Here is a 25,001-nt window from a genome sequence, read left to right as displayed (position 1 = left end):
CGGGGCGGGTTCGCCCCGCGCGGAAAGTGGCAGTGACATCTGGGGCCTCGCCCCAGGTCGGGGGCTTCGCCACCCGAACCCCCGAAAAAAGTGTCGGTGGTGGTGCGTAGCGTGGGCGTCGTGAAGGAGCAGATGGGCTTCGACTTCGGCGTGGCGCAACCGGTGCGGCTCACGAAGGTCTCGCCGGCGCGGCTGGCGACCTTCGACGATTGCCCGCGCCGGTACCGCCTCGCGTACCTCGAACGGCCGACCCCGCAGCGCACCGGGCCGTGGGCGCACAGCACGCTGGGCGCGGTGGTGCACAACGCGCTGCGGGCGTTGTTCGACCTGCCGGTGCTCAAGCGGGTGCCGCAGCGGGCGGTGGCGCTGGTGGCGGAGTTCTGGAAGGACGCTGGCTTCGAGAGCGAGGAGCAGGCGGCGCGGTACCGGGCGCGGGCGAAGGGCTGGGTGGCGGAGTACGTCGAGGACAACGACGTCTCGCACGACCCGGTGGGGCTGGAGCGCTGGGTGTCGGCGCCGGTGTCCGGCACGCCGGGGGAGCGGCCGTCGATGATCATCGAGGGGCGCGCGGACCGGATCGACGCCCGCGCCGGGGAATTGGTGATCGTGGACTACAAGACGGGCCGCCGCCCGCCGGACGAGTACGAGGCGAGGGCGTCGCAAGCGCTTGCGCTGTATGCGGTGGCGGCGGCGAGGACGTTGCGCATGCCGTGCACGACGGTGGAGCTGCACCACGTCCCGACGGGCACGATCGCGGCGGCGGAGCACACCCCGGAGAGCTTGCAGAGGCACTTGCAGAGGGCGGAGGAGACCGCGGGCGACCTGAGGCTGGCCACGGATACCCTGGACGCGGGCGGCGACGCAGAGGTGCTGTTCCCGGCCCGCCCGGACCGAAGGTGCGCCTGGTGCGACTTCAGGCCGAGCTGCGCGGCGGGCCAGGAAGCAGCCCCGGCGGCGCAGCCCTGGGACCTGCTCGCGCCCTGAACGGGAGGGAACGTTGGCTTCACCGGACACCGACGAACTGGCGACAGTGCCGCTGCCGGCCGGAGAGCCTGACGCCGAGCAGGTGGCGGCCCGCGAAGCCGCCGAGCCGACGCCCGCGCGCGGCACGGCGGCTGTGCCACGCGACGGGGCCGAGCCTGCCGAGCCGGCCCCCGCGCGCGGCACGGCGGCTGTGCCGCCGGTCGGCGGGCGGGCTGTGGCTGATGCGCCGACCGTGCCGGGTCCGGTGCCGTCGATGCGGGCCGAGCCCGCCGGGCCGGCCCTCGCGCGCGGCACGGCGGCTGTGCCACGCGACGGGGCCGAACCTGCCGTGCCGGCGGCCGCCCACGGCGCGGCAGCCGTGCCGCTCCAGCCTGCCGAGCCGGCCCCCGTGCGCGGCGCGGCGGCTGTGCCGCCGGTCGGCGGGCGGGCTGTGGCCGAGGCGCCGACCGAGCCGCAGGAGCGGGTCGAACCCGAGCGGATCGACCCCGCCGAATCCGAGCACGATGACGCGGCCGGTTCACCCGCCAAGGCCGCGAAAGACCGTGGGCGCTGGTGGCGCGGTTTCACCGGCTCGCTGGCGGCCGGGCTCGCGGTCCTCGCCGCCGGGGTGCTCGCCGTCGGGGTCATCTGCCTGTTCACCGGCGCACCCGGCCCCGGCGCGACGCTCCTGATCGGTCACCCGATCGCCGCCGTGCTGGCCCTGCTCGCTCAGCGGGTCGCCGACCGCCGCAACGGGCCCCCCGCCGTGGGAGCTGGGCTCGCGGTCGTGCTCTTCACGGTCTCCGCCATCACCATGTTCTGGCTCGCCTGATCAGGCGGGTTACTTCAGGGCGGTGAGGGTCGGGCCGCGTTGTTCCAGCAGGACCGGGCCGGCCGCACCCAGGCGGACCACTCCCTGGTAGCCGCGGCGGTCGACACCGACCGTGCGGATCGTCGAACCGTCCGTCTCGTTCAGCACCGCCAAGCCGCCCTTGATCGGGACCACCAGTTGCTGGGCGAACGTGATCCCCGGCCCCGCTGCGCTGCTCAACGTCCAGCGCGGTGACAGGTCGTCGCGGGACAGGGCCACCAGCTTCGAGCCGCTGAACCAGTACATGTTCGCCGCCGTCTGGGTGGTGGCCTCGACGCCCGAGGGCGGGTCGGCCGCCAGGTCGCCCGGCGGGACGTCCAGCGGGTACGCCGCGCGCTGGGTGCCGTCGCCGTTGTAGACCACCAGGAGCTTCTGGTCCGGCAGCACCACCGCCGTCAGGTCGCCCGACATCGCGATCACGCGGGCCCTCTTGCCCGCCAGCACCGAACTGAAGCTGACCTGCGGCTCGTCGTCCTTCTCCGGGGCCGCCTTGTACACCGTCAGCCGGTCCGCCGGGTCGCCCGGGCAGCGCTCGATCACGCCGATCTTGCCCGAGCCCGCCGCGACCGTTCCGTACGTGCAGCCCGTTCGCGGCTGCTTGCCCGCGTTGACCAGTGCCGGGACCTGGCCGTACTCCGCGCTCTGCACCAGGTCGTCACGCCAGGTGGTGAGGAGTTTCTTGCCCGTCGCCGTGACGTGGGAGCCGTCGTCGACCAGCTGGGTGCCCAGCTCCGCGTTGCCGTTGCGCTGGGCCGTGATGCGGCCCGTGCCCGGGTCCAGCTGCGTGACCTCGCTGCACCCCATCGACTTTGCATAGACGGCGTTCAGCCGCCCCCACACCTGGTCCAGCGTGCACAACGGCAGGTCACGCGTGTAGTGCCAGCGGATCTGCCCGGTCAGCGGGTCACGCGCGGCGACCTCGCCGCCGTTCGCGGTGGCCACCGACTCGCCGGCCACGACCGGGACCGGTGTCGCGCCGCTCGGGGCGCTCCAGATCTCCGCCATCGACCCCGGGACCTTGTCCGGGACCGCGGGCAGCGCCGGGGGTGGCGCCGCCTCGGTCCGGTCGGTGGCCGCGCTGTCGCTCGTCACGCCGATGATCAGCGCGACCGCGAGCACGCCCACCGCGATCAGCGCGGCGGCCACCCTGTCCCGCCCGCGGTTCCAAGGCGAACGACGTGCCTTGACCCGCGGGGCGGGCGGAGTGCTCTCGGGAGTGTCCTCGAGTACGTCCTCGGACCCGAAGTCCGCCTTCTCGACGTCGCTCACGTACCCGAACCCCCGATGGAGAAGCCTCAGTCTGCCGACGCAGGTGTATCAGACGTCGCGGCCGGGCGGCGACGGCGGCGCCGTCGAGCCGGGCGCTCGGCGTTCTCGCCGGCTTCCTTTTCGACGGCCGGGCCGGTCGCCTCCGGGGCGTTTCCGCTGCGGGTGCGGCGGCGGGTCCGGGTGCGGCCCTCCGCCGAAGCGGGAGCCTCGTCCGAGGAAGCAGCGGCAGCGGCGTTGTCCGCGGCCTCGATCGCCTCGGCCGCCCGCGAGCCGCCGCGGGTCCGCTTGCGCGGGGCCCGGGTGCGCTTGCGCGGCGTGTCCTCCGAGGCGGCTTCGCCCCGACGACGGCCGCGCTTCTTGCCGCCCAGGTCCTCTTCCTCCTCGGCGGCCAGGCCGGCGCGGGTCCGCTTGGCCAGCGGCAGCCGCCCGGTGGTGCCCTCCGGGATGCCCAGGTCCTCGTACAGGTGCTTCGACGACGAGTACGTCTCCACCGGCTCCGGCATGTCCAGGCCGAGAGTGTCCGAGATCAGCTTCCAGCGCGGCTCCTCGTCCCAGTCGACGAGGGTGATCGCGACGCCGGTGCGCCCGGCGCGGCCGGTGCGGCCGATCCGGTGGACGTAGGTCTTCTCGTCCTCCGGGCACTGGTAGTTGATCACGTGCGTGACGTCGTCGATGTCGATGCCGCGGGCGGCGACGTCGGTCGCGACCAGCACGTCGACCTTGCCCGAGCGGAACGCGCGCAGCGCCTGCTCGCGGGCGCCCTGGCCCAGGTCACCGTGCACGGCGGCGGCGGCGAAACCGCGCTCGACCAGGTCGTCGGCCACCTTCTGCGCGGTGCGCTTGGTGCGGCTGAAGATCATCGTGAGGCCGCGGCCTTCGGCCTGCAGCGCCCGGGCGATGACCTCGGGCTTGTCCATCGAGTGCGCCCGGTAGACGAACTGGGTGGTGCGCTCGTGGACCGCGCCGGCGTCGTTCTCCTCGGCGCGGATGTGCGTCGGCTGGTTCAGGAACGTGCGGGCCAGCGTGATGATCGGGCCGGGCATGGTGGCCGAGAACAGCATGGTCTGCCGCTCGTCCGGCACCATCCGCAGGATGCGCTCGATGTCGGGCAGGAAGCCCAGGTCGAGCATCTCGTCGGCCTCGTCGAGGACCAGGCCGCGGACCTTGCCCAGCACCAGGTGCTGCTGCTCGGCCAGGTCGAGCAGGCGGCCCGGGGTGCCGATCACGACGTCGACGCCCTTGCGCAGCGCCTCGATCTGCGGCTCGTACGGGCGGCCGCCGTAGATGGCCAGCGTCCGGATGCCCAGGTGCTTGCCCGCGCCCTTGAGGTCGTTGGCGACCTGGATGCACAGCTCGCGGGTCGGCACCACGACGAGCACCTGCGGGGTGCCGTCGCCGGGGACCTGCACGCGGTGCAGCAGCGGGACGCCGAAGCCGAGGGTCTTGCCCATGCCGGTGCGGGCCTGGCCGATGAGGTCGTCGCCGGCCATGGCCAGCGGCAGGGTGAGCGCCTGGATGGCGAACGTCCGCTCGATGCCGGCCTCGCCGAGAGCCTTGACGATCTCGGGCTTGACGCCGAAGGACGCGAAGGTCGGGGCCTCGGGCTCGACCTCGACGCCCGCCTGCAGCGGGTGCGACGTGTCGAGCGCGGCCGGGCCGGTCTCGCTGTGTTCCAGCGCGACGGCGGGGGTCTGTTCGGTTGTGGGAATTTCTGCGGTCAGGGTGATCGCCTCTCTCGTGACCAGCGCGCACAGCCGTGGGTCCGCTCGACACTCGACCGGGAGTAAACCCTGGTCCCTGGCGCTGTTCTGGAGCGCGGAACCGGTCCGTCCCGGGAATGCCGGAAGAGGCGTGCACGCACATTGCAGTACGTCGGCAGGCCACGTGACCTGCCTGTTTCCCGACGCCGGTATGGCGTACGGAAGCTCGATATCGTGTGCCAGTGTACCTGGTCAGCAGTTTTTCGACAGTACCCGGCGCGCCGGAACCAGTGTGATCGGTCTCGTCCCGACACGCCCGGGTGCTTCGGCGATACCCTGCCCCCGTGACCGAGCCCAAAGAGATCAGTGAAGGCGTAGTCGACCTTCTCGGGGTGATCGCCTATGGCGAACTGTCCGCGTTCGACCGGCTGGCGGAGGACGCGCGCAGCGCCCCCACGCTGGCCGGGCGGGCCGCGCTGGCGGCGATGGCGGCCGCCGAGATCGGTCACTACGGCCAGCTCGCCAAGCACGTGGCCGCGAACGGCATCAAGATCGAAGACGCGATGGCCCCGTTCGTGAACCACATCGACGCCTGGCACGCTTCGACGCCCCCGAAGTCGTACCTGGAGTCGCTGGTCAAGGCCTACGTCGGCGACGGGCTCGCCGCCGACCTGTACCGGGAGATCGCCAGCTGGCTCGACCCGGAGACGAAGGACCTGGTGCTGACCGTGCTGGCCGACACCGGCCACTCGGCCTTCGCCGAACGCGAGGTCGCGGCCGGCATCGAGGCCGACCCCAAGACCCGCGACAAGCTCGCCCTGTGGGGCCGCCGCCTGCTCGGCGAGGCCCTGACCCAGGCCCAGTACGTCGTCGCCGAGCGCGACGGGCTGGCCGAGCTCATCATCAGCGGCTCGGGCGACCTTTCCGGAATCGCGGCGCTGTTCCGGCGGTTGCAACAGGGGCACACGAAGCGCATGCAGGCGCTCGGCCTGGGCTGAACCCGATGGAGTACCCGGAAGTGACGACGCGGTCGGGCGCGGACATGCGCCACCGGAACGAGCCGGTTCGGTTAGCCTTGGCCGGCACATCCCTTACGAATTTCCAGCGGAGGTCCCACGTGGAGGTCAAGATCGGCATCAAGGACACGCCGCGCGAGCTGGTGGTGTCCAGTGGCCAGTCTCCCGAAGAGGTGGAGAAGCTGGTCGCCGAGGCCCTGACGGCCGGTGACGGGCTCTTCCGCATCAACGACGAGAAGGGGCGCAAGTACATCGTCCCGTCCGACCGCATCGCGTACGTCGAGATCGCCCCCTCGGACGTCCGCAAGGTCGGCTTCGGCGTCGGCGACTGACTCGGTCCCGGCGGGAAGGCCGTCCCGAGGGACGGCCTTCCCGGTTTCACCGGATGGTGGCGTTTTCCTTGGAGTGTCGCTTTTCCGGCCCCTAGCTTCGCCCGGTGACCACTCTTGAACAGGCCGCCGTCGCGGACCTCGTGCGGAACACCCTGTCCGCGCACAAGTCGATGTTCCTCGCCACCGCCGGCAGCGCCGGGCCGTGGGTCGGCGGGGTCTACTTCGCCGAAAGCGGCGAGTTCACGCTGAACCTCGTGCTCGAGGACCGCGGCCGGACGCTGGCCGCCATCCGGGAGAGCCCGGTGGTCTCGGTCGTCGTCTCCACCGGCTCGCCGATGCAGCCGTTCCTGCAGGCCCAGGCCACCGCCGAGATCCTCGGCGGCGACGAAGACGCGCGGGTGCGCGAGCTGCTCGTCGCCAAGGTCCCCGAGGCCGCGCCCTTCCTGGCCGCGCCGGTCACGGCCGTCCGGCTGAGCGTGCCGAAGTGGCGCGCCACGGACATCGCGAACGGCGTGCTGCCCGGCGTGGAGCTGCCCGGCCCGCGGCTGCCCTAGGCGTTGAGCTCTTCCAGGGTCGTGGGCACGTGGAACGGCGGCGTGCTCGTGCCCGTGATCCGGTAGCGGCCCCACGGGTCCGGGTCGGACAGTTCCCCGGTGGCCGAGTGCGCGCCCGCCTGGATGGCGACGGCCTTCTTCTTGCCGCCCGCCAGGCGGGTCAGCTCCTCGTTCACCGCCACCCGGCCGTACCAGCGGTAATAGCCGTCGATCGGCTGGAAGTAGCCGCGCAGCTCGACCGTCGTCGTCAGCGAAACGCCGTCGACCACCAGGGTCGCCTCGCCGTGGTAGCCGTCTTCGTCGTGTTCGTGCTCGCTCATGACGTTTCCTCCAGCGACTCCGGGGTGCGGCCCAGCTGGACCACCTTGTTGGCTTCCAGGGGCAGGTTCGGGTCGATGACCACGCCGTTCTGGCGGGTCAGCCCGTCGATGGCCGCCCAGATGATCTGCGTCAGGTACTCCACGACCGCGTCGCGGCTCATCGACCGGCGGTCCAGCCACCACTCGCCGGTGTTCTGGACCATGCCGACGATGCCGTGCGCCCACGGCTCGGCCGCGCCGGAGTCCATGTTGAACATCCGCATGTAGTCGCCGAGCAGCGCGGTCAGCGCCGTCGCGATCAGCTCCTTGTCCTCGGCCACGACGTCCGACGACACCGGTTTCTCCGGCCGGCCGTGCGCGAGCAGCCGATAGAGGTTCGGGTGCTCCTCGATCACCGTGAAGAACGCGTCGAGGGCCATCCGGATCCGCGGGACCGGCGCCAGCTCGGCGTTGATCGCCGGGATCAGCCGCTCGAAGAGGATTTCCGTGCCGCGCTGGCCGAGGGCCACGTACAGGTCGGCCTTGTCGTCGAAGTGCCGGTACAGCACCGGTTTCGTGACGCCGGCCTCCGCGGCGACGTCCTCCATGCCGAGGTCCGGGCCGTGCGTGTCGAGCGCCCGGAGCGCGGCTTCGACGAACTCCTTGCGCCGGGCGATCCGGTGCTTGCGCCAGCGGTCGCGCCGGGCGTCGCCGGTCGCTTCGTCGCCGCGGGAGGACTTGCCGGCCTGCTTGCCTGAGCGCTTGACACGTTCGATCACGAGGGTCATGCTACGCACAGGTAACTGTTACCTCAAGTTACATGTCGCGGAAGGGGTGTCGGCAATGACGCGGACGCTGAAGGAACCGGATCGCGAGAAGACCGCGGACCGCCTGCTGAAGTCGTCGGCGAACAAGTTCTACGACCCCGACGTCGACATCGACTGGACCGCGCCGCTCGTCGAGGGCAAACGGTTCATCCTCGAAGAGCGCTCCTCGCTCTACGGCACCGAACTCTGGGACAAGCTGACTCCCGAGCAGCGCATCGAGCTGGGCAAACACGAGGTCGCGAGCGTCGCCACGACCGGTTTGTGGTTCGAAATCCTCCTGATGCAAATGCTGCTCAAAGAGGTCTACGAACAGGACCCGACGTCCGCGCACGCCCAGTTCGCGCTCACCGAAATCGCCGACGAATGCCGGCACTCGACGATGTTCGCGCGGATGGCGTCGCGGATCGGCTGCCCCGCCTACGGCCCGGTGCCGTGGTTGCGGCGCCTCGCGAAGCTGATGCCGACGATTTCCTACGGCCCGGCCCGCTACGGCGCGATCCTCGTCGCGGAGGAGGTCCTGGACCGGCTGCAGCGCGAGCAGATGAACGACGAAGGCGTCCAGCCACTGGTCCGGATGGTCAACCGGATCCACGTCCTGGAAGAGGCCCGGCACGTCACCTTCGCCCGCGAAGAGGTCACGCGCGGGATGGCGAAGCTGTCGAAGGCCGAGATCGCCTACCAGCAGTTCATCATCGCGGTCATCTCGTACTTCGTGACGCGGGCGTTCATCAACCCGGACGTCTACAAGGCGGTCGGCATCCGCCCGCGCGACGGCGTCGAGGCGGCGCTGAACAACCCGAACTGGCAGGGGACGATCGCGTGGGCCGGGGAGAAGATCATGCCGTTCCTGCAGGAGTCCGGCCTGGTCGGGCTGCCCGGGAAGTACTTCTGGCGCAAGTCGTTCCTGCTCCCGGCGGGCCGATGACGACCGCGTCCCGGCTGAGGAACCCGGCGATCGAGCACCGGTTCGTCGCGAGCGACGGCGCCGCGCTGCACGTCTCGCAGTCCGGGCCGGCCGATTCGGCGGTGACGCTGGTCCTGGTGCACGGCTGGACGCAGGACCACCGGACGTGGGACTTGGTGCTGCCGCACCTCGACCCCGGCCTGCGGGTCCTGCGCTACGACCTGCGCGGCCACGGCGGTTCGTCGCCGGCCCGGCCCGGCGGCGCCACCATCGCGCGGCTGGCCGACGACCTCGCCGAGCTGATCGCCGACCGCGTCCCTTCCGGGCCCCTCGTCCTGGCCGGGCACTCGATGGGCGGGATGACGCTGATGGTGCTCGCCGAACGGCACCCGTCGCTGGTCGCTTCCCGGCTGGCCGGCGCGGCGTTCGTGGCGACGTCGTCCGGGGACATGGACCAGCTGACCCTCGGGTTCCCCGGGCTGGTCGGCCGGAGCGTGACGCGCTTCGAGCCGCGGGTCGCCCGGCTGCTGGCCGGCTTGCGGTCGGACACGCTGCGGCTGCGGCCGGGCCTGGTCCGTTCGGGCGCCCGGCGGCTCGTGTTCGGCGACCGGCCGGGGCGGGCGCAGGTGGACAGCGTCGTCGAGCAGCTGCTCTGCGCGCACCCGGCGAGCGCGGGGCTGTTCCTGGACGCCATCGCGGCCCACCGGGGCGTCGGCGGGCTGGGCGCGTTGTGCGACGTGCCGTCGGTGGTGCTGGCTGGGGAGAAGGACCGGCTGTGCCCGCTGCCGCACGCGAAGGTGATCGCGGACGAGCTGCCGCACGCGGAGTTCGTCCGGTTCCCCGGTGCGGGGCACATGCTGCCGCAGGAGCGTCCTTTCGAGGTCGCCCGCCGCATCTCCGCGCTGGTCCGGGTGGCTGCCGCGCCCTGAGTAATGTACTAACTGGTGAGTTCAAGAGAACTAACCGGATAGTTCATCGGCGCCCGAGGTAACTAACCGGATAGTTCAACGGACGCCGGGTTAACTAACCGGATAGTTCACCGAGGCCAGGGCGTAACTAACCGGATAGTTCACCTGGAGGGCCAGCGTAACTAACCGGTTAGTTAACCCGAGCGGTGTGAACTAACCGGTTAGTTCACAACCGGCCCGAGGCGTCAGGAGTCCTTGAGCGGGAAGCCGCCGCCGATGCCGCGCCAGGCGAGGTTGGCCGTCAGGGCCACCGCCTCCTCGCGGCTCATCGACTGATGGTGGGCCAGCCAGAACCGGGCGCTGACCTGGCTCATCCCGACCAGCCCGACGGCCAGCAACCGCGCCTTGTCCTCGTCGAGGCCCGCGTCCGCCGTGATCGTCTCGGTGATCGCGTCCACGCTCGCCGACGTCGCCCGGTCGACCGCTTCCTGGACCGCCGGCTCGCCGCGCAGGTCGGACTCGAAGACCATCCGGAACGCGCCCGCGTCGTTGCTCACGAAGTCGAAGAACGCGCCCACCGTCGCCGGCACGCGCTGCTTGTTCTCCGTCGTCGAGTCCAGCGCGTTCTGGACGCGCTTGACCAGCTCGTCGACGTGGCTCTCCAGCAGCGCGATGTACAGATCGAGCTTGCCGGGGAAGTGCTGGTACAGCACCGGCTTCGAGACGCCCGCGACCTCGGCGATCTCGTCCATCGCGGCGGCGTGGTAACCGTTTTCGGCGAAGACCCGTTGCGCCGCGGCGAGGAGCTGAGCCCGGCGCTCGGTCCGGGGCAGCCGCACCCCACGTTGCTGCAGCCGCGTCATCTCCGTCATGCTCATCCTCCCGTCATCGCTTCTTCGACGGGCGGGGTCGCCACCGCGTGAAGTCGCCCTGAAGATTACTCGCCGGTACGTGTGCCGCGCCAAGGGTCGGGCATTCTGGACCCGTGAACACCCCCGTGCAGGCCCGGCCGCCGCTGACCCACGTGCCGCTCTCGAGCAGGGCCTTGCCGTCGCTCGACCCGGTCCCGCCGCCGTGGCCGGCGACGTTCGAAGAGGTCGGCACCGCCCGGCTGCACGTCCGCCGCACGCCGGGCCCGGACGGCGTCCCGGCGGTGTACGTCCACGGCCTCGGCGGCTCGTCGACGAACTGGACCGACCTGGCCGCGCTCCTCGCGCCGGTCGCCGGCGGCACGGCGATCGACCTGCCCGGGTTCGGCTACTCCGAGCCCGAAGAGGGCTTCGACTTCACGCTTCAGGCGCACGCAGACGTCGTCGTGAAGCACATCGAGGCGGTCGGCGCGCCGGTGCACCTGTTCGGCAACTCCATGGGCGGCGCGATCGCCCTGCTGGTCGCGGCGCAGAAGCCCGAGCTCGTGAAGACGCTGACGCTCATCTCGCCGGCGGTGCCCGACCTGCGGCTCGACCCGCGGCGGCTGTCGGACCCGCGGATGGCGTTCGCCTACCTGCCGCTGGTCGGCGCGCGGGTGCGGGCCCAGCTGGCCGCGCTCGGGCCGCGGGAACGCGCCGCGCAGGTCATCAAGCTGTGCTTCGCCGACCCGTCGCGGTTCCCTGAGAGCCGGCTCGACGAGCTGACCGAGGAACACGGCGCCCGCGCGGGGTTCGCCTGGGCCGCGCCCGCGATGGCGCGCAGCACGTTCGCCATCTTCCGGGCGTGGTCGACGCTCGGGAAGGCGTCGCTGTGGTCGGTCGCGCCGCTCGTCAAGGCGCCGACGCTGGTCGTCTGGGGCCGGGAGGACCGCGTCATCTCGGTGAAACGCGCGGTGCGGACCGCCCGGGCGATCCCGCGGGCCCGGCTCCTCGTGCTGCCGCGCACGGGCCACGTGGCGCAGATGGAACGCCCGGTCGTCGTCGCGAAGGCCGTGCTGGGCATGTGGGAGCACGTCGAAGCGGGCACCTGGTAGCCCGATCGGGGGATGCCGAGTTCACTCGATGATCCGCCAGTCGGCGCGAGTGGCGCTTCGCCGCTGTGGCACCCTGGTGCGGTGGACCGGGTGAAGCAGGACGCGCGAGGCGAAGATCGGCGGACGCCCCACCGCGCGTCGGCCCGCCGGACGCCGGACGCCGAGGACCACCCGCGCACCGGGCAGTACCGACCGTCGTCGAAGTCGCCGGCGCTGCGCGTCGGCGAGGACCGCTACCGCTCGGGCAGCCGCCGGACCAGCGCCGAGCCGCTGAGCGCCTCCTGGAAGCCGGAGGTGCCGGTCGCCCGGGAGCAGGAGGCGGACCCGCCGTCGAAGTCCGGCCTGGGGAAGCTGGCCAAGACCTACGGCTGGCGCGTCTACGCGCTGCCGATCCTGGTGGTGCTGACCGTGCTCGTCGTGGTCAACACGGCCAACAGCCCGGCCCAGCCGATCGCCGAGCAGGGCCCCGGCGCCTCCGCGCCCGGCGTCGAGTCGGCGGGCGGCGACTCCTCCGGCGGCGCGATCGACGGCAACGGCGAGCAGCCCATCCCGGAGAACCCGGCCACCCCGGTCGACCTCAAGGTGCCGACCGCGGACCTGCCGGAGGGCATCCCGTTCACGCAGGCGGGCGCGGGCAAGTGGCACGTCGTCCCGGGCAGCGGCCCGAAGATCGGCAACGGGAAGCTGTACACCTACACCGTCGAGGTCGAGGACGGCATCGACCCGGCGAGCTACGCCGGTGACGACGCTTTCGCCACGGCCGTCCAGGGCACGCTGTCGAACCCGACCCAGGGCTGGACCTGGGACGGCAAGATCGCGTTCCAGCGGGTGGACGCCAACTTCCCGAACCCGTCGTTCCGGGTGAGCCTGACCACGCCGGAGACCACGCACCGGCCGGACGCCTGCGGGTTCCAGATCAAGTTCGAGGCCTCTTGCTACCGCAAGAGCCTCGGCCGGGTGCTGATCAACCTGGCCCGCTGGGTGCGCGGCGCGAAGGCCTACGGCGCCGACATGACCGGGTACCGGCAGTACGCCATCAACCACGAGGTCGGGCACGCCCTGGGCAACCAGCACGTCGGCTGCGGCGGCACCGACCAGCCGGCGCCGGTGATGATGCAGCAGTCCTTCGGCGTCAACGACGACTACGTGGCGATGCTCAACGACATCCCCGGCGGCGACAAGGGCAAGGTGGCCAAGGACGGCCGCATCTGCAAGACCAACTCCTGGCCGAACCCCACCCCGCAGTAATCCCACTCCCTGGACGCGGGAAGGCATATTTGCCTGCGCGCGTTGTGCATAGTGGGATGGACGCGATACGCGCGCGAGATGGAGGACCCATGTCAGCACTGCCGCCGCTCGTCGAGCCGGCTGCCGAGCTCACCAAGGAAGAGGTGGCCCGGTACAGCCGTCACCTGATCATCCCCGACGTCGGGGTGACCGGGCAGAAGCGGCTGAAGAACGCGAAGGTCCTGGTGATCGGGGCCGGCGGCCTCGGCAGCCCCGCGCTGCTGTACCTGGCCGCCGCCGGGGTCGGCACGCTCGGCATCGTCGACTTCGACGTCGTGGACGAGTCGAACCTGCAGCGCCAGGTCATCCACGGCCAATCCGACGTCGGCAAGCTCAAGGCCGCGTCCGCGCAGGAGTCGATCGCCGAGATCAACCCGCTGGTCAAGGTGCACCTGCACACCGACCGCCTCGACTCGTCGAACGCGCTGGAGATCTTCGGGCAGTACGACCTGATCGTCGACGGCACCGACAACTTCGCGACGCGCTACCTGGTGAACGACGCCGCGGTGCTGCTGGGCAAGCCGTACGTCTGGGGCTCGATCTTCCGGTTCGAAGGCCAGGTCAGCGTGTTCTGGGAGGACGCGCCGAACGGCAAGGGCCTCAACTACCGCGACCTCTACCCGGAGCCGCCGCCCCCGGGCATGGTCCCGTCCTGCGCCGAGGGTGGCGTGCTGGGCGTGCTGTGCGCGTCCATCGGCTCGATCATGGTGACCGAGGCGATCAAGCTCATCACCGGCATCGGCGAGCCGCTGCTCGGCCGCCTGATCAGCTACGACGCGCTGGAGATGAAGTACCGCGAGGTCAAGATCCGCAAGGACCCGGACACGCCGAAGATCACCGAGCTGATCGACTACGAGGCGTTCTGCGGGGTCGTGTCCGACGAGGCGGCTTCGGCGGCGTCGGGCAGCACGATCACCCCGGCGGAGCTCAAGGCCAAGTTCGACAGCGGCGAGAACTTCGCGCTGATCGACGTCCGCGAGCCGCACGAGTACGAGATCGTCAACATCAAGGGCGCGACGCTGATCCCGAAGGACCGGATCCTCTCGGGTGAGGCGCTGGCCGAGCTGCCGCAGGACAAGCCGATCGTCCTGCACTGCAAGTCCGGTGCCCGGTCCGCCGAGGCCCTCGCCGCCCTGCACGCGGCCGGCTTCAAGGACGCGACGCACCTCGGCGGCGGCGTGCTCGCCTGGGCGAAGCAGATCGACCCGAGCCTGCCGACCTACTGACAGTGTGTCTTTCGCCCGGCCGGGAAACCGCGTGTGAGCAGCGAGTCTTCTCATTCGTGGAACACCCGGCCGGGTAACGTCACGGCTCGTGCGGTCAACCCTCGAACGTCCCCCGGCGCACGTCCGCGCGGCCTTCGGCGGCCCCGCGGACGACGGTGAACGCCTGCCGGATTCGACGGCGTGGCGCTGCGGCGACCTGGTGCTCAAGCCGGTCACCGACAAGGTCCGGACACTGTGGACCGCGCACGCACTCGACTACGTCCGCGAGCCGGGCCTCCGGGTCGCGAAGCCGGTTCGCTCCACGGACGGCCGCTGGATCGTCGGCGGCTGGACGGCCTCCCGGTTCGTCTCCGGCACGCCGGAGCACCGCGGCGACGCTTCGGTGCTGGCCGCGGTCAAGCTGCACCGGGCCACGGTCGGCCTGCCGCGACCGGACTTCCTCGACACGCGCACCGACGTCGACGCGGTCGCCGACCGCGTGGCCTGGGAGGAGCTCGAGGTCCCCCTGGACGAGACGAAGGGCGGCCGCTGGTTCGAGGTCCTCGCACCCGCCCGCCGCCCGATCCGGCTCCCGTCGCAGGTGGCGCACGGCGAGCTGCTGGCGGGGCTGCTCTTCGACGGAGACGCCGGCCCGGGCTTGGTCGACTTCGTCCCGTACTACCGGCCGGGCGAGTACGGCGCGGCGATCGTCGCGGTCGACGCCCTGGCCTGGGGTGGCGCGGGGCGGGACCTGCTCGAAAGGTGGGCCCACCTGCCGGAGTGGCCACAGCTGCTGTTGCGCGCGGTGCTGTTCCGGTTGGCGTCGAACGCGCTGAACCCGAGGTCGACCCAGGCATCGCTGGACGGCCTGCGCGCGGCGGCGCGCGAGGTCTCCGGCGTCCTTTGAGCGCCGCCGTGTCGTCCACCTGCGTACGCGTGTCGTCCATCTGGATACGCGTGTCGTCCGGCTGTGTACGCGTACCGGCATGGACGACATGCGTACCTGGATGGACGACGCGCGTACCTGGATGGACGACACGGTGTCCGGGGGCTTGTGACCCACGTCCCAGCCACCCGTGTCACCTTCGGGAACCGACCGCTGACCTCCCGACTCCCGCCAGATGGACACGGATCTCACCGGCCGGGCGGCGGAAACACCGCCGCAATGTCAACTGCCTGAAACATTCGGTCGAATCCGGTTAACACGGCCTCCTTAGCGTCAGGGCACGCCCGAAACGCCGAGGAGGTGCCCGATGCCGCAGGTCGACACCCACTGCCCGTACTGCGCCCTGCAGTGCGGGATGAGCCTCGACGGCACCCGCGTCACCCCGCGGGACTTCCCCGTCAACGCCGGCGGCCTGTGCCAGAAGGGGTGGACCTCCGGCTCGCTGCTCACCAGCCCGAAGCGGCTGACCACGCCGATGCTGCGCGTCAACGGTGCGCTCGAGCCGGTCAGCTGGGACTTCGCTCTCGACTTCGTCGCCCGGAAGCTCCGCGAGACGCAGGAAAACCACGGCCCCGACGGCGTCGCGATCTTCGGCGGCGGGGGACTGACCAACGAAAAGGCCTACCTGCTCGGCAAGTTCGCCCGGGTCGCGCTCGGCACCTCGCAGATCGACTACAACGGCCGTTGGTGCATGTCGTCGGCCGCCGCCGCCGGGATCAAGGCCTTCGGTGCCGACCGCGGGATGCCGTTCCCGGTCACCGATCTCAAGAACGCCGACGTCGTGCTGCTCGCCGGGGCGAACCCGGCCGAGACGATGCCGCCGTTCACCCAGCACCTGCGCGGCACCGACCTGATCGTCGTCGACCCGCGGCGGACCCCGACCGCCGAGCTGGCGAGCCTGCACCTGGCGCCCGCGCCCGGCACGGATCTCGCGCTGGCGCTGGGCATCCTGCACGCCGTCGTCGAAGGCGGCCACCTCGACCAGTCCTATGTGGACGAGCGCACCAGCGGGTTCGCCGACGTGTGGCGGATCGCCGCGAGCTGGTGGCCGGAGCGCGCCGAGCGCGTCACCGGTGTCTCGGCCGCCGACCTGCGGCTCGCCGCCGAAAAGCTCGCCGGCGCCCGCAACGCCTACGTCCTCACCGCCCGCGGCACCGAGCAGCACGCCACCGGCACCGCGACCGTCGGCGCCTGGATCAACCTCGCCCTCAGCCTCGGCCTGCCCGGCCGCCAGGGCTCCGGCTACGGCTGCCTCACCGGCCAGGGCAACGGCCAAGGCGGGCGCGAGCACGGCCAGAAGGCCGACCAGCTGCCGGGCTACCGCAAGCTCGACGACCCGGCCGCGCGCGCGTACGTCGCCGGTGTCTGGGGTGTGGACGCCGAAAGCCTGCCCGGCCCCGGCCGCTCGGCCACCGAACTGCTCGAAGCGCTCGGCCAGGAGAACGGCCCGAAGGCGCTGATGGTGTTCGGCAGCAACGTCGTCGTCTCGGCGCCGCGCTCGCAGCGGGTCCAGGATCGACTGTCCGAACTGGACTTCCTGGTCGTCGCCGACTTCGTGCTGTCGGAGACCGCGGCGCTCGCCGACGTCGTCCTGCCGGTCACCCAGTGGGCCGAGGAGGACGGCACGCTCACCAACCTCGAAGGCCGGATCCTGCTGCGGCGCAGGGCGTTGACCCCGCCGCCGGGCGTCCGGTCCGACCTCGACGTCCTCCACGGCCTCGCGCTCCGGCTGGGCCAGCCCGAAGGCCGGTTCCCGACCGACGCCGAGACCGTGTTCGAGGAACTGCGGGTCGCGTCCAAGGGTGGTATCGCCGACTACTCGGGCGTCAGCTACGACCGGCTCCGCAGCGGCGAGGCGCTGCACTGGCCGGTCCCCGGGAACGACCACCCCGGCACCCCGCGGATGTTCCTCGACGCCTTCGCCCACCCGGACGGCCGCGCGCGGTTCGTGCCGGTCGAGCACACCGGCCCGGCCGAGCTCCCGGACGACGAGTTCCCCTTGCAGGCCACCACCGGCCGCGTGCTGCAGCACTACCAGTCGGGCGCGCAGACGCGGCTGATCGGCGAGCTCAACGAGGTCGTCCCGGAGGCGTTCGTCGAGGTCCACCCGGACACCGCCAAGCGCGCCGGGCTCGAAGAAGGCGACCGGGCGCTGATCCGCTCCCGGCGCGGCGAAACCGTCGCGCGGGTCCGGTTCGCGCAGAGCCTCAAACCCGACCTCGTCTTCCTGCCGTTCCACTTCCCGGGTGAGCAGCGGGCCAACCTGTTCACCAACCCGGCGCTCGACCCGGTTTCCCGGATGCCGGAGTTCAAGGTGTGTGCCGTTGCCCTGTCTACTGTGGATGGTGCCGCATGACCCCCCGTGAAGTCGTCATCGTCGGCTACGGCATGGCCGGCGCCCGGCTCGCCGACGAAATCCGCCGCCGTGACCCGATCGCCGAGCGCGTCCGCCTGACCGTCCTCGGTGCCGAGAAGCACGCCGCCTACAACCGGGTCCTGCTGTCAGCCGTCGTCGCGGGCGGGATGAGCGCCGAAAGCGTCCGCCTGCACGACGACGAATGGGCCCAGCGCCACAACATCGACCTCCGGCTGGGCGTCGACGTAGCACGCATCGACCGCGAGAAGCGCTGTGTCGAGCTGGCCGACGGTTCCTCGGTCGACTACGACGCCCTGGTGCTCGCCACCGGCGCGAACCCGTGGATCCCGCCGGTCGAAGGCCTGGAAGCCGGACCCGGCGTGGTCGCCTTCCGCAGCCTCGACGACTGCGCCAAGATCCTCGACGCCGCCCGCTTCGGCGCGCCGGTCGCGGTGCTCGGCGGCGGCCTGCTCGGCCTCGAAGCCGCCCGCGGGCTGGCCGGGCGCGGCAACCAGGTGACCGTCGTGCACCCGCTGGGTCACGTCATGGAACGCCAGCTCGACCCCGCGGCCGGGCACGTGCTGGCCCGCCGGCTGACCGACCTGGGCGTGACGTTCAAGTTCGGCGCCACCGCCGCCCGCTACCTGCCCGGCGACGGGCTCAAGCTCGACGACGGCAGCCTCGTCCCGGCCGACCTGGTCGTGGTCGCCGCCGGCGTCCGCGCCGAGACCAGCCTGGCCGCCGAAGCCGGCCTCGACGTCGACCTGGGCATCCTCGTCGACGACGTCCTGCGCACCAGCGACGGCCGCATCCACGCCCTCGGCGACTGCGCCCGCCACCCCGGCGCCCCGGCCGGGCTGATCCAGCCCGCCTGGGAGCAGGCTGAAGTCCTCGCCGACGTCCTCACCGGGACGAACGCGGCGGCCCGCTACCGCGGCACCACGGCCGTCACCCGGCTCAAGGCCCGCGGCATCGACCTCGCCGCGCTCGGCGAGACCCAGCTCGAAGCATCCGACAACGGCGCCGAGGTGCTCACCTTCAACGACCCCACCGGTGGCCGGTACGGCAAGCTCGTCGTCCGCGAAAACCGCGTGACCGGGGCGATCCTGCTCGGCCTGCCCGACGCGGCCGCCACCATCACGCAGTTCCACGACCGCGGGACGCCGCTGCCGGACGACCGGCTCGCCGTCCTGCTCGGCCGCGCGCTGCCCAGCGGCAGCACCCCGGCGGCCAGCCCCGCCGACCTGCCCGCGGCGGCGGTGATCTGCCGCTGCAACAACGTCACCAAGGGCCGGCTGATCGAGGCCTGGAAGGCCGGGGCCACCGACACTCCCGCACTGGCGCGGGCCACGCGAGCCACCACGGGATGCGGCGGGTGCACCGACACCGTCGGCGGCATCGCGAACTGGCTCGCCGCGCAATGACCAGCACGAACCGCCGCACGAAGGAGAACGCCGTGGCCCACCAAGGAAAGCACTGGATCGAGCACTGGGAACCCGAGAACGAAGAATTCTGGGAGTCCACGGGCAAGAAGGTCGCCCGCCGCAACCTGTGGTTCTCGGTCTTCGCCGAGCACATCGGCTTCTCGATCTGGACCCTCTGGTCGGTCATCGTCCTGTTCATGGGTAAGGACTACGGCTTCTCCGCCGCCGACAAGTTCCTCCTCGTCTCGACGCCGACGCTGATCGGCGGCCTGATGCGGCTGCCCTACACGTTCGCCGTGGCGAAGTTCGGCGGCCGCAACTGGACGGTCGTCTCGGCCGTGCTGCTGCTGATCCCGACCACGCTGGCCGCGATCGTGCTGCACCCCGGCACGTCGCTCGGCACCTTCCTGCTCGTCGCCGCCCTCGGCGGGGTGGGCGGCGGCAACTTCGCCTCGTCGATGACGAACATCAACGCCTTCTACCCCGAGAAGCACAAGGGCTGGGCGCTGGGCCTCAACGCCGGCGGCGGCAACCTCGGTGTCGCGGCGATCCAGCTGGTCGGGCTGCTGGTGATCGGCACGGCGGGCGCGACCGCGCCGCGGCTGGTGCTGTTCATCTACCTGCCGCTGATCGTCATCGCGGCGCTGTGCGCGTACTTCTACATGGACAACCTCGCCACCATGAAGGGCGACACGAAGGCGATGCGCGAGGTCGTCAAGGACCCGCACACCTGGGTGATGTCGTTCCTGTACGTCGGCACGTTCGGCTCGTTCATCGGCTACAGCTTCGCCTTCGGCCTGGTGCTGCAGAACCAGTTCGGCCGCACTCCGCTGCAGGCGGCCGCGGTGACGTTCCTCGGCCCGCTGCTCGGCTCGCTCTCGCGGCCCACCGGCGGCTGGCTGGCCGACCGCATCGGCGGCGGCAAGGTCACCTTCTTCACGTTCATCGGGATGGCGCTGGCCACGGTGGTGCTGATCCTGGCGTCGACGTCGAAGTCCCTGGCGCTGTTCACGACCGCCTTCATCGTGCTGTTCGTGCTCACCGGCATCGGCAACGGCTCGACGTACAAGATGATCCCGGCCATCTTCCGCGCCAAGGCGAAGGTCGCCATCGCGAACGGCGCCGGAGAGACGGCCGAACTGCTCAAGGCGCGGCGCCTGTCCGGCGCGCTGATCGGCCTGGCCGGCGCGATCGGTGCCGAAGGTGGCCTCTTCATCAACCTGGCGTTCCGGCAGTCCTTCGCCGACGCGAAGAGCGGCGTGCCCGCCTTCATCGGATTCCTCGTCTTCTACGGGCTCTGCTTCGCCGTCACCTGGGCGGTCTACCTGCGGAAGCCCGCCGAACAGCCCACGAGTGAGCGCGGTCTGGCGCTCGCGGGAGCGGAGGTCTGAGATGCCCACCCTGGTCGTCGCCGGACACGGCATGGTCGCCCACCGGCTCGTGGAGGCGGTGCGCGCGGAAGACCCTTCGGGGACCTGGCACATCGTCGTCCTGTCCGAGGAGCCGCGCCCGGCGTACGACCGGGTGGCCCTTACGTCCTATGTGGACACCTGGGACCCGGCCACCCTGGCCCTCCCCGGCTCGGACTACGCCGGCGACGCGCACGTCGAGCTCCGGCTCGGTGAGCTGGCGGTGTCGGTCGACCGCTCCGCCAAGACGGTGACCACGGCTTCCGGTGACGTCGTCTCCTACGACGCGCTGGTGCTGGCCACCGGCTCGCGGCCGTTCGTGCCGCCGGTGCCCGGCCACGACCTGGACGGCTGCTTCGTCTACCGGACCATCGAGGACCTCGACAGCATCCGCGCGGCGGCGATCGACAAGCCGGGCCGCGGCCGGCGGTCGGCCGTCGTCATCGGCGGTGGCCTGCTCGGCCTGGAGGCCGCGAAGGCGCTGCGGGACATGGGCCTGTCCCCGCACGTCGTCGAGATGGCGCCGCGGCTGATGCCGCTGCAGGTCGACGAAGGCGGCGGCGCGCTCCTGCGGCGGCTGATCACCGACCTGGACGTCACCGTCCACACAGGAACGTCCACCGACGCGATCGAGGCCGACGGCTCGCGGCTGCTGGCCAAGCTCGGCAACGGCACCGAACTGGACGTCGACCTGGTCGTGTTCTCCGCCGGGGTCCGGCCGCGCGACGACCTCGCCCGGCAGTCCGGACTGGACCTCGGCCCGCGTGGCGGCGTGCTGACGGATGCCTCCTGCCGCACCGGCGACCCGGCGATCTACGCGATCGGCGAGTGCGCCGCGGTCGAGGGCCGCGTGTACGGCATCGTGGCGCCCGGCTACGCGATGGCGGAGATCGTCGCCGCCCAGCTCACCGGTGGCGGCGGGACGTTCCCGGAGCCGGACACGTCCACGAAGCTGAAGCTGATGGGCGTCGATGTCGCTTCCTTCGGGGACGCCCACGCCACGACCGAGGGCGCCCTGGAAGTCGCCGTCAACGACGCGGTGGCCGGGACGTACAAGAAGCTCGTGGTCACCGACGACGGCAAGACGCTGCTCGGCGGCGTGCTCGTCGGCGACGCGACCGAGTACAACACGCTGCGCGCGCTGGTCGGCCGTCCGCTGCCGGCCGAGCCGGGCGCGATCCTCGCCCCGGCGGGCGGCGGCGCCGCGGTCGGCGTCGACGCGCTGCCGGACGCGGCGCAGATCTGCTCGTGCAACGCCGTTTCCAAGGGCGCGATCACGACGGCCATCCACGAGGACGGCTGTGACACCGTCCCGAAGCTGAAGGTGTGCACGCGGGCGGGCACCGCCTGCGGGTCGTGCGTCCCGCTGCTGTCCAAGCTGCTCAGCGCGGCCGGTGTCGAGCAGTCGAAGGCCGTCTGCGAGCACTTCCCGCAGTCGCGCGCGGAGCTGTTCGAGATCGTCCAGGCTACCCGGATCACCACGTTCAGCGAGCTCATCGCCCGCTACGGCGCGGGCAGCGGCTGCGCGATCTGCAAGCCGGCGGTGGCGTCCATCCTGGCCACCCTCGGCAACGGGCACGTGCTCGGCGGCGAGCAGATGACGTTGCAGGACACCAACGACCGGTACCTGGCGAACCTGCAGCGCAACGGCACGTACTCGGTGGTCCCGCGGATCCCCGGCGGCGAGATCACGCCGGACAAGCTGATCGTGATCGGCGAGGTGGCGCGCGACTTCGGGCTGTACACCAAGATCACCGGCGGCCAGCGGATCGACCTGTTCGGCGCGACCGTGGACCAGCTGCCGCTGATTTGGCGGCGGCTCGTCGACGCCGGGTTCGAGTCCGGGCACGCCTACGGCAAGGCGCTGCGCACGGTGAAGTCGTGCGTCGGGTCGACGTGGTGCCGCTACGGCGTCCAGGACAGCGTCGGCCTCGCGATCGAGCTGGAGCTGCGCTACCGCGGCCTGCGCTCGCCGCACAAGCTCAAGTCGGCGGTGTCCGGGTGCGCCCGGGAGTGCGCCGAGGCGCGGAGCAAGGACTTCGGCATCATCGCCACGGAGAACGGCTGGAACCTCTACGTCGGCGGCAACGGCGGCACGACCCCGCGCCACGCCGAACTTCTGGTGTCCGATGTGGACACCGAGACACTGATTCGCACGATCGACCGGTTCCTGATGTTCTACGTGCGCACCGCCGACCGGCTGCAGCGGACCGCGCCGTGGATCGAGGAGCTGGAGGGCGGCCTCGACCACCTGCGCGCGGTGATCGTCGACGACTCCCTCGGCATCTGCGAGGACCTCGACGCGGCGATGGCCAAGCACGTCGACAACTACGCCGACGAGTGGAAGGGCGTCCTGGAGGACCCGGAGAAGCTGGCCCGGTTCTCCTCCTTCGTCAACGCGCCGGGCGCGCCCGACCCGGCGATCTCGTTCCGTGAGGAGCGGGCGCAGAAAGTGCCTGTGATGCTGGGAGTTCCGGAGGTGCGGCGATGACCACGTCGATCGAACGGACCTGGACGGCGGTCTGCCCCGTCGGCGCGGTGCCCGAGTACGCCGGGGTGGCGGCGCTGCTCGACGACGGCGTCCAGGTGGCGATCTTCCGGCTGCCCGGTGACCGGCTGTACGCGCTGTCCAACTGGGACCCGTGCAGCGGCGCGGCGGTGCTCTCGCGCGGCATCGTCGGCGACACCGGCGGCGTGCCGGTGGTGGCGTCGCCGGTGTACAAGGAGCGGTTCGCCCTCGAAACCGGCGAGTGCCTGGACGCCGCGGACGTTTCGGTGCCGGTGTACGAGGTGCGCGTGCGGGAAGGCGTCGTCGAAGTGGAGAGCCCGTGAGCGATGTGCTCCCACTGGCCGGTTTCGTGATCGGCATCACCGCGGCGCGCCGGGCTGACGAGCTCGGCGCGCTGCTGGTGCGCAAGGGGGCGAGCGTCCGGTACGGCCCGGCGATCCGGATCGTGCCGCTGACGGACGACCGGGAGCTGCACGCGGCGACGGCGGCGCTGCTGGCGGCGCCGGTCGACGCGGTCGTCGCGACCACCGGCATCGGCTTCCGCGGCTGGCTGGAGGCGGCCGAGGGCTGGGGGCTGGGGGATTCGCTGCTGGACCGGCTGTCGACGGCGGCGCTGCTGGCCCGCGGGCCGAAGGTGACCGGCGCGCTGCGGGCGGCCGGGCTGTCGGAGTCGTACTCACCGGCGTCGGAGAGCAACGCGGAGCTGCTGCAGCACCTGCTGTCGTCGGGGGTCGACGGGCTGCGCATCGCGGTCCAGCTGCACGGCGAGCCGCTGCCGTACTTCGTGGACACGCTGCGCGCGGCGGGCGCCGAGGTGATCGAGATCCCGGTGTACCGCTGGGTCGGCCCGGTGGACCCGGGCCCGGTCGACCGCCTGCTCGACGGCGTCCTGGACGGCTCCATCCACGCGCTCCCGTTCACCAGCGCCCCGGCGGCGGCGTCCCTCATCGCGCTGGCCCGCCGCACGGGCCGGCTGCCGGGGCTCGTCACGGCGCTGTCCGGCCCGGTGGTGGCGGCCTGCGTCGGACCCATCACGGCCGGCCCGTTGGCGGCGTTGGGGGTGCCGACGGTGCAGCCGCACCGCGCCCGGATCGGCGCACTGGCCAGGACGGTGGCGGAGACCCTGGTCGCGCGTTCGCCTCGCCTGCGCGCGGGAGGGCGTTCGATCGAGCTCCGCGGCCAGGCGGCCATCGTGGACGGCGAGTGGTGCGAGGTGGCGCCCGCGCCGATGGCGTTGTTGCGGGCGCTGGCGGCGTCGCCGGGGCGGGTGGTGTCGCGGCGCGAGCTGATCTCGGCGTTGCCCGGGGGCGGCGAGGAGCACGCGGTGGAGACGGCGATCGGCCGGCTGCGGACGTCGCTGGGGGGCGGGAAGGTGGTCCAGACGGTGGTGAAGCGCGGATACCGGCTGGCGGTCGACGCCTGAGGAGCGCGTCGGCGCTGTCAGGGGTCGTGTCAGGGCGGTGGCCTTTCGGTGTCAGCGGGGGCGGCGAAGGTGGGTTCACACACCGAGCCAAGGAGAATCCGATGCAGAAGTTCACCACCCCCGCCCCGATCACCACCGCCCTCGCCATCCCGGCCGGCCGCGTCCGGTTCGTCGCTTCCGACGACACCGGCACCGTCGTCCAGGTCCTGCCCGCCGACCCGGCGAAGAACCGCGACGTGAAGGCGGCCTCGGAGGCGTCCGTGTCGTTCGACGACGGCGTCCTGCGCATCTCGCTCGAGACGAAGAACCAGTACTTCGGCCCGTCCGGGGCGCTCGACGTGACGGTCTCGCTGCCGGCGGGCTCGTCGGTGGAGGCCAAGGCGGCGAGCGTCTCGTTGCGGGGCGTCGGACGCCTCGGTGACGTCACGGTCTCGGGAGCGCACGGCGAGGTCGTCTTCGACGAGGCGGCGAGCCTCCGGTTGACGGCCCACGCGGGCGACGTCTCGGTGGGCCGGCTGACGGGCCCGGCCGAGATCACCACGGGCAAGGGCGACATCCGCATCGCCGAGGCGGCGAGCGGCAACCTGGTGCTGAGCACCCAGGCGGGCAACATCACGGTGGGAGCGGCGGCGGGTGTCTCGGCATCGTTGGACGCGGGGACGACGTACGGCCGGATCCGCAACGCGCTGAAGAACGAGGGAACGCCGGAGTTGGCCATCCAGGCGACCACGTCCTACGGCGACATCGACGCCCACAGCCTGTGAGGCCGGTCCTGGAGCGCCCCGATGTGGCGTCGGTGGCTTCTGAGGCACCGGACGCCACATCGGGGGCGCTGG

At 71.7% G+C, this 25,001-nt stretch carries 23 protein-coding genes; 18 read left to right on the top strand and 5 right to left on the bottom strand.

From position 1 onward, the window contains the following. Positions 1 to 132: 132 nt before the first annotated feature. On the top strand, positions 133 to 984 hold the full coding sequence (locus ACWDN5_RS11910) for a RecB family exonuclease (protein ID WP_310971362.1): 852 nt from the start codon (positions 133 to 135) through the stop codon (positions 982 to 984). 46 nt (positions 985 to 1,030) lie between these two features. Continuing rightward, positions 1,031 to 1,795 (top strand): hypothetical protein, encoded by a 765-nt coding sequence (locus ACWDN5_RS11905; RefSeq protein ID WP_449676206.1) that lies wholly within the window; start codon positions 1,031 to 1,033, stop codon positions 1,793 to 1,795. A gap of 9 nt (positions 1,796 to 1,804) precedes the next feature. On the opposite strand, the gene ACWDN5_RS11900 is transcribed toward ACWDN5_RS11905, so the two are convergent. Both ACWDN5_RS11900 and ACWDN5_RS11895 read right to left on the bottom strand, forming a co-directional pair. Continuing rightward, complete coding sequence (locus ACWDN5_RS11900) at positions 1,805 to 3,103, bottom strand: Rv3212 family protein (RefSeq protein WP_310970774.1); 1,299 nt, start codon at positions 3,101 to 3,103, stop codon at positions 1,805 to 1,807. 26 nt (positions 3,104 to 3,129) lie between these two features. Further along, on the bottom strand, positions 3,130 to 4,593 hold the full coding sequence (locus tag ACWDN5_RS11895) for a DEAD/DEAH box helicase (protein WP_449676204.1): 1,464 nt from the start codon (positions 4,591 to 4,593) through the stop codon (positions 3,130 to 3,132). A gap of 554 nt (positions 4,594 to 5,147) precedes the next feature. On the opposite strand from ACWDN5_RS11895, the gene ACWDN5_RS11890 reads away from it, so the two are divergent. The 3 genes from ACWDN5_RS11890 to ACWDN5_RS11880 all read left to right on the top strand — a co-directional run bounded on the left by ACWDN5_RS11890 (position 5,148) and on the right by ACWDN5_RS11880 (position 6,705). Then, on the top strand, positions 5,148 to 5,801 hold the full coding sequence (locus ACWDN5_RS11890) for a ferritin-like fold-containing protein (RefSeq protein WP_091304346.1): 654 nt from the start codon (positions 5,148 to 5,150) through the stop codon (positions 5,799 to 5,801). A gap of 119 nt (positions 5,802 to 5,920) precedes the next feature. Next, entirely contained in the window at positions 5,921 to 6,151 is a 231-nt protein-coding gene (locus ACWDN5_RS11885) for a DUF3107 domain-containing protein (RefSeq protein WP_013223016.1), read from the top strand. A 104-nt stretch (positions 6,152 to 6,255) separates the two neighbouring features. Beyond that, positions 6,256 to 6,705, top strand: coding sequence for a pyridoxamine 5'-phosphate oxidase family protein (locus ACWDN5_RS11880; protein WP_310970768.1), 450 nt, complete (start codon positions 6,256 to 6,258; stop codon positions 6,703 to 6,705). Here ACWDN5_RS11880 and ACWDN5_RS11875 read toward each other — a convergent pair. Together ACWDN5_RS11875 and ACWDN5_RS11870 are read right to left on the bottom strand one after the other, a co-directional pair. Continuing rightward, positions 6,702 to 7,025, bottom strand: coding sequence for a DUF4873 domain-containing protein (locus ACWDN5_RS11875; protein WP_310970766.1), 324 nt, complete (start codon positions 7,023 to 7,025; stop codon positions 6,702 to 6,704). The two genes, ACWDN5_RS11880 and ACWDN5_RS11875, sit on opposite strands and share 4 nt — an antisense overlap. Next, on the bottom strand, positions 7,022 to 7,792 hold the full coding sequence (locus ACWDN5_RS11870) for a TetR/AcrR family transcriptional regulator (protein ID WP_310970765.1): 771 nt from the start codon (positions 7,790 to 7,792) through the stop codon (positions 7,022 to 7,024). The genes ACWDN5_RS11875 and ACWDN5_RS11870 overlap by 4 nt, the downstream gene beginning before the upstream one ends. 55 nt (positions 7,793 to 7,847) lie before the next feature. Here ACWDN5_RS11870 and ACWDN5_RS11865 point away from each other — a divergent pair, with 55 nt between their 5' ends. Then, the gene (locus ACWDN5_RS11865) at positions 7,848 to 8,756 is read left to right on the top strand and encodes an AurF N-oxygenase family protein (protein WP_310970763.1); all 909 of its coding nucleotides are present in this window, start codon (positions 7,848 to 7,850) and stop codon (positions 8,754 to 8,756) included. Then, the gene (locus ACWDN5_RS11860; protein WP_449676203.1) at positions 8,753 to 9,664 is read left to right on the top strand and encodes an alpha/beta fold hydrolase; all 912 of its coding nucleotides are present in this window, start codon (positions 8,753 to 8,755) and stop codon (positions 9,662 to 9,664) included. Before ACWDN5_RS11865 ends, ACWDN5_RS11860 begins: the two co-directional genes overlap by 4 nt. Positions 9,665 to 9,888: 224 nt before the next feature. On the opposite strand, the gene ACWDN5_RS11855 is transcribed toward ACWDN5_RS11860, so the two are convergent. Next, positions 9,889 to 10,515, bottom strand: coding sequence for a TetR/AcrR family transcriptional regulator (locus ACWDN5_RS11855; RefSeq protein ID WP_003095505.1), 627 nt, complete (start codon positions 10,513 to 10,515; stop codon positions 9,889 to 9,891). A 113-nt stretch (positions 10,516 to 10,628) separates the two neighbouring features. On the opposite strand from ACWDN5_RS11855, the gene ACWDN5_RS11850 reads away from it, so the two are divergent. From ACWDN5_RS11850 to ACWDN5_RS11800, 11 genes are all read left to right on the top strand, one after another. Next, on the top strand, positions 10,629 to 11,606 hold the full coding sequence (locus ACWDN5_RS11850; RefSeq protein ID WP_449676201.1) for an alpha/beta fold hydrolase: 978 nt from the start codon (positions 10,629 to 10,631) through the stop codon (positions 11,604 to 11,606). A gap of 81 nt (positions 11,607 to 11,687) precedes the next feature. Beyond that, positions 11,688 to 12,854 (top strand): DUF3152 domain-containing protein, encoded by a 1,167-nt coding sequence (locus tag ACWDN5_RS11845; protein WP_449676199.1) that lies wholly within the window; start codon positions 11,688 to 11,690, stop codon positions 12,852 to 12,854. Positions 12,855 to 12,943: 89 nt separating this feature from the next. After that, positions 12,944 to 14,119, top strand: coding sequence for an adenylyltransferase/sulfurtransferase MoeZ (gene moeZ / locus ACWDN5_RS11840; RefSeq protein WP_310970757.1), 1,176 nt, complete (start codon positions 12,944 to 12,946; stop codon positions 14,117 to 14,119). 88 nt (positions 14,120 to 14,207) lie between these two features. Next, positions 14,208 to 15,005 carry a TIGR02569 family protein gene (locus tag ACWDN5_RS11835; RefSeq protein WP_310970756.1) on the top strand — a complete coding sequence of 266 codons (798 nt, stop codon included), beginning with the start codon at positions 14,208 to 14,210 and terminating at the stop codon, positions 15,003 to 15,005. A gap of 346 nt (positions 15,006 to 15,351) precedes the next feature. Continuing rightward, the gene (locus tag ACWDN5_RS11830; RefSeq protein WP_449676197.1) at positions 15,352 to 17,400 is read left to right on the top strand and encodes a molybdopterin oxidoreductase family protein; all 2,049 of its coding nucleotides are present in this window, start codon (positions 15,352 to 15,354) and stop codon (positions 17,398 to 17,400) included. After that, positions 17,397 to 18,824: an FAD-dependent oxidoreductase gene (locus ACWDN5_RS11825; protein ID WP_310970753.1), complete on the top strand. Its 1,428-nt coding sequence runs from the start codon at positions 17,397 to 17,399 to the stop codon at positions 18,822 to 18,824. Before ACWDN5_RS11830 ends, ACWDN5_RS11825 begins: the two co-directional genes overlap by 4 nt. Further along, complete coding sequence (locus tag ACWDN5_RS11820) at positions 18,821 to 20,215, top strand: nitrate/nitrite transporter (protein WP_449676195.1); 1,395 nt, start codon at positions 18,821 to 18,823, stop codon at positions 20,213 to 20,215. The genes ACWDN5_RS11825 and ACWDN5_RS11820 overlap by 4 nt, the downstream gene beginning before the upstream one ends. Position 20,216: 1 nt before the next feature. Then, positions 20,217 to 22,724: a nitrite reductase large subunit NirB gene (gene nirB, locus ACWDN5_RS11815; RefSeq protein WP_310970751.1), complete on the top strand. Its 2,508-nt coding sequence runs from the start codon at positions 20,217 to 20,219 to the stop codon at positions 22,722 to 22,724. Continuing rightward, positions 22,721 to 23,065 carry a nitrite reductase small subunit NirD gene (gene nirD / locus ACWDN5_RS11810; protein ID WP_310970749.1) on the top strand — a complete coding sequence of 115 codons (345 nt, stop codon included), beginning with the start codon at positions 22,721 to 22,723 and terminating at the stop codon, positions 23,063 to 23,065. Before nirB ends, nirD begins: the two co-directional genes overlap by 4 nt. Beyond that, positions 23,062 to 24,165 (top strand): uroporphyrinogen-III synthase, encoded by a 1,104-nt coding sequence (locus ACWDN5_RS11805; RefSeq protein ID WP_449676193.1) that lies wholly within the window; start codon positions 23,062 to 23,064, stop codon positions 24,163 to 24,165. The genes nirD and ACWDN5_RS11805 overlap by 4 nt, the downstream gene beginning before the upstream one ends. Positions 24,166 to 24,266: 101 nt before the next feature. Further along, positions 24,267 to 24,929 (top strand): DUF4097 family beta strand repeat-containing protein, encoded by a 663-nt coding sequence (locus ACWDN5_RS11800; protein WP_449676191.1) that lies wholly within the window; start codon positions 24,267 to 24,269, stop codon positions 24,927 to 24,929. The last annotated feature ends 72 nt before the right edge of the window (positions 24,930 to 25,001 follow it).

The organism is Amycolatopsis sp. NPDC003731, from assembly GCF_053586895.1.
This window is presented reverse-complemented; position numbering and strand designations above follow the sequence as displayed.

Coding starts and splice junctions, on each gene's coding strand:
- ACWDN5_RS11825 (WP_310970753.1), top strand. CDS start 17,397: ATGACCCCCCGTGAAGTCGTCATCGTCGGCTACGGCATGGCCGGCGCC.
- nirD (WP_310970749.1), top strand. CDS start 22,721: ATGACCACGTCGATCGAACGGACCTGGACGGCGGTCTGCCCCGTCGGC.
- ACWDN5_RS11820 (WP_449676195.1), top strand. CDS start 18,821: ATGACCAGCACGAACCGCCGCACGAAGGAGAACGCCGTGGCCCACCAA.
- ACWDN5_RS11860 (WP_449676203.1), top strand. CDS start 8,753: ATGACGACCGCGTCCCGGCTGAGGAACCCGGCGATCGAGCACCGGTTC.
- nirB (WP_310970751.1), top strand. CDS start 20,217: ATGCCCACCCTGGTCGTCGCCGGACACGGCATGGTCGCCCACCGGCTC.
- ACWDN5_RS11910 (WP_310971362.1), top strand. CDS start 133: ATGGGCTTCGACTTCGGCGTGGCGCAACCGGTGCGGCTCACGAAGGTC.
- ACWDN5_RS11800 (WP_449676191.1), top strand. CDS start 24,267: ATGCAGAAGTTCACCACCCCCGCCCCGATCACCACCGCCCTCGCCATC.
- ACWDN5_RS11875 (WP_310970766.1), bottom strand. CDS start 7,025: ATGAGCGAGCACGAACACGACGAAGACGGCTACCACGGCGAGGCGACC.
- ACWDN5_RS11895 (WP_449676204.1), bottom strand. CDS start 4,593: ATGGCCGGCGACGACCTCATCGGCCAGGCCCGCACCGGCATGGGCAAG.
- ACWDN5_RS11865 (WP_310970763.1), top strand. CDS start 7,848: ATGACGCGGACGCTGAAGGAACCGGATCGCGAGAAGACCGCGGACCGC.
- ACWDN5_RS11870 (WP_310970765.1), bottom strand. CDS start 7,792: ATGACCCTCGTGATCGAACGTGTCAAGCGCTCAGGCAAGCAGGCCGGC.
- ACWDN5_RS11830 (WP_449676197.1), top strand. CDS start 15,352: ATGCCGCAGGTCGACACCCACTGCCCGTACTGCGCCCTGCAGTGCGGG.
- ACWDN5_RS11855 (WP_003095505.1), bottom strand. CDS start 10,515: ATGACGGAGATGACGCGGCTGCAGCAACGTGGGGTGCGGCTGCCCCGG.
- moeZ (WP_310970757.1), top strand. CDS start 12,944: ATGTCAGCACTGCCGCCGCTCGTCGAGCCGGCTGCCGAGCTCACCAAG.